This window comes from Allobosea sp. TAB14 (assembly GCF_052113865.1).
Classification (GTDB): domain Bacteria; phylum Pseudomonadota; class Alphaproteobacteria; order Rhizobiales; family Beijerinckiaceae; genus Allobosea; species Allobosea spartocytisi.
In genome coordinates, this window is the sequence record NZ_JBFRDQ010000284.1 from 1 (window position 1) to 7,807 (window position 7,807).

At 68.3% G+C, this 7,807-nt stretch carries 6 protein-coding genes and 1 pseudogene; all 7 read left to right on the top strand.

Annotated features, from left to right (window positions below; all coding sequences use genetic code 11):
• The first annotated feature begins 251 nt into the window (after nucleotides 1-251).
• The gene (gene rimP / locus AB4Y99_RS26290; protein WP_051988256.1) at nucleotides 252-950 is read left to right on the top strand and encodes a ribosome maturation factor RimP; all 699 of its coding nucleotides are present in this window, start codon (nucleotides 252-254) and stop codon (nucleotides 948-950) included.
• Nucleotides 951-955: 5 nt separating this feature from the next.
• On the top strand, nucleotides 956-2,548 hold the full coding sequence (nusA, locus tag AB4Y99_RS26295; RefSeq protein ID WP_113252835.1) for a transcription termination factor NusA: 1,593 nt from the start codon (nucleotides 956-958) through the stop codon (nucleotides 2,546-2,548).
• Between the two features lie 14 nt (nucleotides 2,549-2,562).
• Complete coding sequence (locus AB4Y99_RS26300) at nucleotides 2,563-3,255, top strand: RNA-binding protein (protein WP_441525400.1); 693 nt, start codon at nucleotides 2,563-2,565, stop codon at nucleotides 3,253-3,255.
• Nucleotides 3,252-5,850, top strand: a pseudogene (infB, locus tag AB4Y99_RS26305) (translation initiation factor IF-2). The gene AB4Y99_RS26300 and the pseudogene infB overlap by 4 nt, the downstream one beginning before the upstream one ends.
• Before the next feature lie 152 nt (nucleotides 5,851-6,002).
• Nucleotides 6,003-6,461 carry a 30S ribosome-binding factor RbfA gene (gene rbfA, locus AB4Y99_RS26310; RefSeq protein ID WP_441525401.1) on the top strand — a complete coding sequence of 153 codons (459 nt, stop codon included), beginning with the start codon at nucleotides 6,003-6,005 and terminating at the stop codon, nucleotides 6,459-6,461.
• Nucleotides 6,451-7,398, top strand: coding sequence for a tRNA pseudouridine(55) synthase TruB (gene truB / locus AB4Y99_RS26315; protein ID WP_441525403.1), 948 nt, complete (start codon nucleotides 6,451-6,453; stop codon nucleotides 7,396-7,398). Before rbfA ends, truB begins: the two co-directional genes overlap by 11 nt.
• A gap of 6 nt (nucleotides 7,399-7,404) precedes the next feature.
• Nucleotides 7,405-7,807: DUF3592 domain-containing protein (locus tag AB4Y99_RS26320; protein WP_441525402.1), on the top strand; the 403-nt coding region annotated here is incomplete at its 3' end.

Genomic DNA, 7,807 nt, shown 5'->3' on the forward strand with positions numbered 1-7,807 from the left:
CACTCATCCCGTGTCCTCGCGCAGGGTTTCACCGTGAAGGTGACACGCAAGGATGACCAACGGGTTAGCGGGAAAGGGCAAATCTCGGCCCTTCTGGCGCGGCGGTGGCCACGCTTGCATCTTGCCGCAAGGCGGACTACATAGCGGCCAACAGCTCTGGTATCGGTTAACGCCGGTGATCAAGAGCGGGCCGGCCGGCCCGCTCTTTTTTATTGGCCGCGACCCGCCAGGCAGACGGGACGGCCCGGGGCATGAACGAACCGACAAGCGAACCGACAGCATCATCCGCTCAGGAGCCGCGCCTCGTCGTCGAGAGCGGCGTGGCGGCGCGCGTTGCCATGATCATCGAGCCGGCGATCGTCGATCTCGGTTACCGGCTGGTGCGTGTGCGCGTGACCGCGCAGAATGGCTGCACCGTCCAGATCATGGCCGAGCGGCCGGATGGCTCGATGACGGTCGAGGGCTGCGAGGAAATCAGCCAGGCCGTCTCGCCGGTGCTGGATGTCGACGATCCCATCCAGGCGGCGTATTATCTCGAGGTCTCCTCGCCGGGGATCGACCGCCCGCTGGTGCGCGCGAGCGATTTCGAGCGCTGGGCCGGGCACCTCGCCAAGATCGACACGAGCGAGCTGGTCGCCAACCGCAAGCGTTTCCGCGGCATCCTGCGCGGGGTTTCCGGCACGGATGCGCTGCTGGCCCGCGACGACGCCAGGAGCGACGAGGAGCGCGACGTCGCCATCCCGATGCGATTGATCGCGGATGCGCGCCTCGTGCTGACCGACGCTTTGGTCACCGAGTCGCTGCGTCGCGGCAAATCGGGCCTGCCGCCCGAGATGCCGGCACCCGACGAAGTCGCCGGCCCGAAGAAGGGCCATGGAAAATCGCTCGGCCCGCGTCCGGGCAAGAAGCGCGGACCGGCTCCGCACGAAACAGATACGGAAGAGGAGTGAGCGCCATGGTGGTCGCCGCCAACAGGCTCGAATGGCTGCAGATCGCGGATGCGGTCGCCCGCGAGAAATCGATCGACCGGCAGATCGTGCTCGACGCGATGGAGGACGCGATCGCCCGTGCGGCCCGCTCGCGCTACGGCGCCGAGACCGACGTCCATGCCGAGATCAACACCAAGACCGGCGAACTGCGCCTCGCCCGCCATCTCCAGGTCGTCGAGACCGTCGAGAACCCGGCGATCGAGATCACCGTCGACGAGGCCAAGCGGCATAACCCGGCCGCCCAGGTCGGCGACGTCATCGCCGATCCGCTGCCGCCCTTCGATTTCGGCCGCATCGCCGCCCAGTCGGCCAAGCAGGTCATCGTCCAGAAGGTCCGCGAGGCCGAGCGCGACCGCCAGTACGATGAGTACAAGGATCGCATCGGCGAGATCGTCAACGGCGCGGTCAAGCGCGTCGAATACGGCAACGTCTTCGTCGATCTCGGCCGCGGCGAGGCGATCATCCGCCGTGACGAGATGATCCCGCGCGAGACCTTCAAGGTCGGCGACCGTGCCCGCGCCTATGTCTACGACGTGCGCCGCGAGCCGCGTGGCCCGCAGATCTTCCTGTCGCGCACCCATCCGCAGTTCATGGCCAAGCTCTTCGGCCAGGAAGTGCCGGAGATCTATGACGGCATCGTCGAGGTCAAGGCCGTCGCCCGCGATCCGGGCTCGCGCGCCAAGATCGCCGTGATCAGCCGCGATTCCTCGATCGACCCGGTCGGCGCCTGCGTCGGTATGCGCGGCTCGCGCGTCCAGGCCGTCGTCGGCGAACTCCAGGGCGAGAAGATCGACATCATCCCGTGGTCGCCGGATGTCGCGACCTTCGTCGTCAACGCGCTGCAGCCGGCGGAAGTCGCCAAGGTCGTGCTCGACGAGGAAGCCGACAAGATCGAGGTGGTGGTGCCCGACGAGCAGCTCTCGCTCGCCATCGGTCGCCGCGGCCAGAACGTCCGCCTCGCCTCGCAGCTCACCGGCTGGGACATCGACATCCTCACTGAAGCCGAGGAGTCGGAGCGCCGCCAGAAGGAATTCGTGCAGCGCACCGAGATCTTCATGAACGCGCTGAACGTCGACGAGACGGTCGGCCAGCTCCTGGCGTCCGAAGGCTTCCGCAATGTCGAGGAGCTCGCCTATGTCGAGCTCTCCGAGCTCGCCTCGATCGAGGGCTTCGACGAGGACACCGCCTCCGAGATTCAGAACCGGGCTTTGGAGCACCTCGCCGCCGTCGAGGCTGAATTCGACGAGAAGCGCCGTGCGCTCGGCGTCGAGGACGCCTTGCGCGAGGTCGAGGGCATCACCACCTCCATGATGGTGGCGCTCGGCGAGAACGACGTGAAGACCGTCGAGGATCTCGCGGGCTGCGCCACGGACGACCTCACCGGCTGGACCGAGCGCAAGGACGGTGAATCGACCCGTCATGCCGGCTATCTCGACGGCTTCGATCTCTCCCGGCAGGATGCGGAAGCCATCATCATGGCCGCACGCGTTCATGCGGGTTGGGTCGAGGCTCCGGTGGAGGAGCCCGAGGCAGAAGCCGACGAGGCTGCCGAGGCCTGAGCGGAGCGCCCGCGATGAAGGCGGCGACGCTGAAGGAAGGATCGGAGCGCAGTTGCGTTCTCACCCGTGCGGTGAAGGCGCCCGACGATCTGATCCGCTTCGTCGCCGGCCCTGACGGGACGCTGGTGCCGGATTTGCGGCGCAAGCTGCCCGGGCGCGGTGTCTGGGCGAGCCTCAGTCGCAAGGCTGTGACCGAGGCGATCCGGCGCAAGGCGTTCGAGCGCTCGTTGAAGACGAAGGTCGCGGTTCCCGCCGACCTTCCGGAGATGATCGACGCGCTGATGCTGCGGGACGTGCAGCAGGCGTTGTCGATGGCGAACAAGGCGGGCCTCGTCGTCGCCGGCTTCGGCAAGGTCGAGGCGCTGGTCGAAACCGGCCGCTGCCTCGCCGTCATCGCGGCGAGCGATGGCGCCGAGGATGGCAAGCGCAAGATCGGCCAGGCCATCCGGCGGGCCGAGGCGGCCCGCGAGAGCGAGGGCCTCAAGGCCCGCAGATTGCCCGTCGTCACGATTTTCGCGGCGGCGGATTTGGAATTGGCGTTGGGGCGGGCACATGTGATACATGCCGCGCTTGCTCCGGGTCCGGCGGCGGAGGGTGTCCTCTCCCGCTGGCGTCGGCTCGTCCGGTACCGGACGGACGATACCGCCGCATCCGACCAGAATGAACCCGAAGACACGACCGAACCGGCAGGACCGAACGCGGAATGACCGATAGCAAGACCCCGGGCGACAAGACTCTCAGCGTCAACCCGCCCAAGACCCTGTCGTTGAAGCGACCTGTCGAGCAGAGCACTGTTCGGCAGAGCTTCTCGCATGGGCGCACGAAGCAGGTGGTCGTGGAGGTCAAGCGCCGCGTCCCGGGGCACGAGGTCAAGGAGCCCGTCCCGCCACGTCCGCCGCAGCCGGCGCCGGCCCAGTCCGCTCCGCGCCCCGCCCCTCAGGCGCCCGCGCCGCAGCGTCCGGCCGGCAGCATGCTGCTGCGCACCCTCTCCGACGAGGAGAAGGATGCCCGCCAGCGCGCTCTGGCCGAGGCCCGCAGCTCTGAAGCGGAAGCTCGTCGCGCCGCCGAAGAGGAAGCCCGCCAGCGCGCCCAGGCCGCCGAGCGCGAACGCCAGGAACGCGAGGCTGCCCAGGCCCGTCAGCGCCAGGAAGAGGAGCGCCGCCGTCACGAGGACGAGCAGAAGCGCCGCGCCGAGACCGTCGTGCGCCAGCGCGACGAGCAGGTCGCCCGCCCGGCTTCGCCGCCCCCCGCGCAGCAGCCGCGTGAGTCCGCCCCGTCGCCGGACCAGGCTCCGGCCCCCCAGCCGACCCAGTATTATGGCCGCCCGGCCCCGTCCGGCCCGCGCGAGTTCACGCCGCGTCCGCCGATGCGCGACACCGGCGCGCGCCCGCCGCGGCTGGATTCGCGTCCGCCGCGTTCCGATGCGCCCCGTGCGCCGCGCATGGATGCTTCGGCTCCGGCCGAGCCCGCGGTCGCCCGCCCCGTTCGCCAGGCTCCCTCGGCCCGCCTCCGACGCTCAGAAAGAGCGCGTGATGCGCGAGGTGATCATCCCCGAGACGATCACCATCCAGGAACTCGCGAACCGCATGACGGAACGCGGCGTCGACGTCATCCGCCTGCTGATGAAGCAGGGCGCGATGCACAAGATCACCGACGTGATCGACGCCGACACCGCTCAGCTCATCGCCGAGGAGATGGGCCACACGGTCAAGCGCGTCGCCGAATCCGACGTCGAGGAAGGCCTGTTCGATACGCCGGACACCGACGAGGCCCTGGAGGCCCGCCCGGCTGTCGTGACGATCATGGGCCATGTCGACCACGGCAAGACCTCGCTGCTCGACGCGATCCGCAAGACCAAGGTCGTCACCGGCGAGGCCGGCGGCATCACCCAGCATATCGGCGCCTATCAGGTGACGACGCCGCTGGGCAGCCAGGTGACCTTCATCGACACCCCCGGCCACGCCGCCTTCACGGCGATGCGCGCCCGCGGCGCCAAGGTGACGGATATCGTCGTGCTGGTCGTCGCGGCCGATGACGGCGTCATGCCGCAGACGGYCGAGGCCATCCATCACGCCAAGGCGGCCGGCGTGCCGCTGATCGTGGCGATCAACAAGGTCGACAAGGCCGACGCCAACCCCGATCGTGTCCGGGCCGAATTGCTGCAATACGAGATCCAGGTCGAGACGCTGGGCGGCGAGACGCTCGAGGTCGAGGTTTCCGCGAAGACCGGCCACAACCTCGACAAGCTGCTCGAGGCGATCGCGCTGCAGGCCGAGGTGCTCGATCTCAAGGCCAATCCCGACCGCGCTGCCGAAGGCACGGTCATCGAGGCCAAGCTCGATCGCGGCCGCGGCCCGGTCGCGACCGTCCTCGTCCAGCGCGGCACTTTGCGCACCGGCGACATCATCGTGGCGGGTGCCGAATGGGGCCGCGTTCGCGCCCTGATCGCCGACACCGGCGCGCAGGTGAAGGAGGCTCCGCCCTCCATGCCGGTCGAGGTGCTCGGCTTYAACGGCACGCCCGAGGCCGGCGACCGCGTCGCGGTGGTCGAGTCGGAAGCGCGYGCCCGCGARGTCACCGAKTACCGCGAGCGTCAGCGCCGCGATCGTCTCGCCGCCCGTGGCGCTGCCTCTGGCGCCGGTCGCTCGCTCGCCGACATGATGCGCGATCTGAAGGAAGGCGCCGGCCGCAAGGAGTTCCCGCTCGTCGTCAAGGGCGACGTGCAGGGCTCGGTCGAGGCCATCGTCGGAGCGCTCGAGAAGGTCGGCAACGACGAGGTGCGGGCTCGCGTCCTGTCCTCGGGCGTCGGCGCCATCACCGAGTCGGATGTCACGCTCGCCCAGGCTTCGGGCGCGGTCGTGGTCGGCTTCAACGTCCGTGCGCATAAGGAAGCGCGCGAGGCGGCGGAGCGGGCCGGCGTAGAGATCCGCTACTACAACATCATCTATAATCTCATGGATGACGTGAAGGATGCGATGTCGGGCCTGCTGGCGCCGACCCTGCGCGAGACCATGCTCGGCAATGCCACGATCCTCGAGATCTTCAACGTCTCGAAGGTCGGCAAGATCGCCGGCTGCCGCGTCACCGACGGCACGATCGAGCGCGGCGCCAATGTCCGCCTGATCCGCGACAACGTCGTGGTCCACGAGGGCAAGCTCGCCCAGCTCAAGCGCTTCAAGGACGACGCCAAGGAAGTCGTGGCCGGCCAGGAATGCGGCATGTCCTTCGAGAACTACCAGGACATGCGCCCTGGCGACGTGATCGAGTGCTACCGCGTCGAGGAAATCAAGCGCACCCTCTGAGGCGGCGCTTCCTGAAACAGCGCGTCATGGCCGGGCTTGGTCCGGCCATCTCGTGACGAGAAGAGCGCGTCCAGCGCCTCATCTTTGAAGAGACGGTCGGGTCAGACCCGGCTGTGACGTTTGATCCGGTCCGATCCCGGAGAACGAGAACCATGGCCAAACCTGCAAAACCCTCCGGTCCGTCGCAGCGGCAACTGCGCGTCGGCGAACTCATTCGCCATGCGCTGGCCGAGATGCTCGCGCGTGGCGACATCCATGACGATGTACTGGCGAAACACGTCATCACCGTTCCCGAAGTCCGTCTCTCGCCGGATCTCAAGCTCGCCACGGCCTACATCATGCCGCTCGGCGGGCAGGATGTTAAGCCGGTGCTCAAGGCACTCGAAGCCAATAAGCGYTATATSCGSGGCGAGATCGCCCATCGSGTGAACCTGAAATACGCGCCSGATATCCGCTTCCGCSMSGATGAGAGCTTCKCSGAGGCCGAGCGCATCGAYGCGCTGCTCGATWCCGAKYMGGTGCGCCGCGACACGCTGGTGGAGCGCCTGAAGATCGACCAGGACCACGAAGACCAAGCCCCCGAAAACGACCGCCGTGACGATGACCGCTGAGAACCCATCCGAGATCGCCCCGGGCCAGGACGCCGCCCCGGCACCGCGCCCGAAGAAGCGCGACGTCCATGGCTGGGTGGTGCTCGACAAGCCGGTCGGCATGACCTCGACCCATGCGGTCAGCGTCGTGAAGCGCGCCTTTTCGGCGAAGAAGGCCGGCCATGCCGGCACGCTCGATCCGCTCGCCTCGGGTCTGCTGCCGATCGCGCTGGGCGAGGCGACGAAGACGGTCCCCTTCGTGATGGATGGCCGCAAGGCCTATCAGTTCACGGTCGCCTGGGGCACCCAGACCAATACCGACGATACCGAGGGCAGCGTCATCGCCACCTCGGACAAGCGGCCGGACGAAGCCGCCATCGTGGCCCTGCTGCCGCGCTTCACCGGCACGATCATGCAGACGCCGCCGAAATTCTCGGCGATCAAGATCGCGGGCGAGCGCGCCTACGACCTCGCCCGCGATGGCGAGGATGTCGAGCTGCAGGCCCGCCCGGTCGAGATCGACGCACTCTCCATCGTCAGCCATGACGGCGCGACCACCACCTTCGAGGCCGAATGCGGCAAGGGCACCTATGTCCGCGCCATCGCTCGCGACCTCGGGCTCGCGCTGGGTTGCCTCGGCCATGTCGCGCATCTGCGCCGCACCCGCGTCGGCCCCTTCGCCGTGGCGGATGCAGCCGCCGTCGAGACCCTGCGCGAGAGCCCGGAGAGCGCAGCCGCGGCGCTGAAGCCGGTCAAGGCCGCGCTGACGCTCATTCCCGAGGTCGTGATCCATCGCGACGCCGCGACCCGCCTCAAGCGCGGCCAGAGCGCCCTGCTGCGTGGCGCCGGAGCGCCGATCGCGGCCGAGGCGGCCTATGCGACCTGCGCCGGCACGCTGATCGCGACCGGCTCGATCGACAACGGCGAGTTCGTCCCCCACCGCGTCTTCAATCTCTGAAGGCGGATGGGCGAAAGCCGCAGGAAGCAACGGTTCGGGGGCCTTGCCCAGGATGGCAGGCTCCTGTTCTGGCGCATCGGCTGCGTTTTCGGGGTCGTTGCCGTCATTCTCGCGACGGCCTGCTATTTCACCTACAGCCATAACCAGAAGCTGCTGGCGCGTGCCGAGCGCGCCTCAGGAACCGTAGTCGAACTCCGGCACGGCGGTGGGAACTCGACCTACCGCCCGGTCGTGAGCTTTCAGACGGCGCAGGGACAGGCCGTCACCTTCGTGACCTCATGGGGCACGAGCCCACCGGCCTATCGCAGGGGCGATCAGGTGATCGTGCTCTACGACGCAGCAACGCCGGACAAGGCCGAGATCGAGGGTTTTCTGTCCCTGTGGCTGGGAACCCTGATCCTTGCTGGCC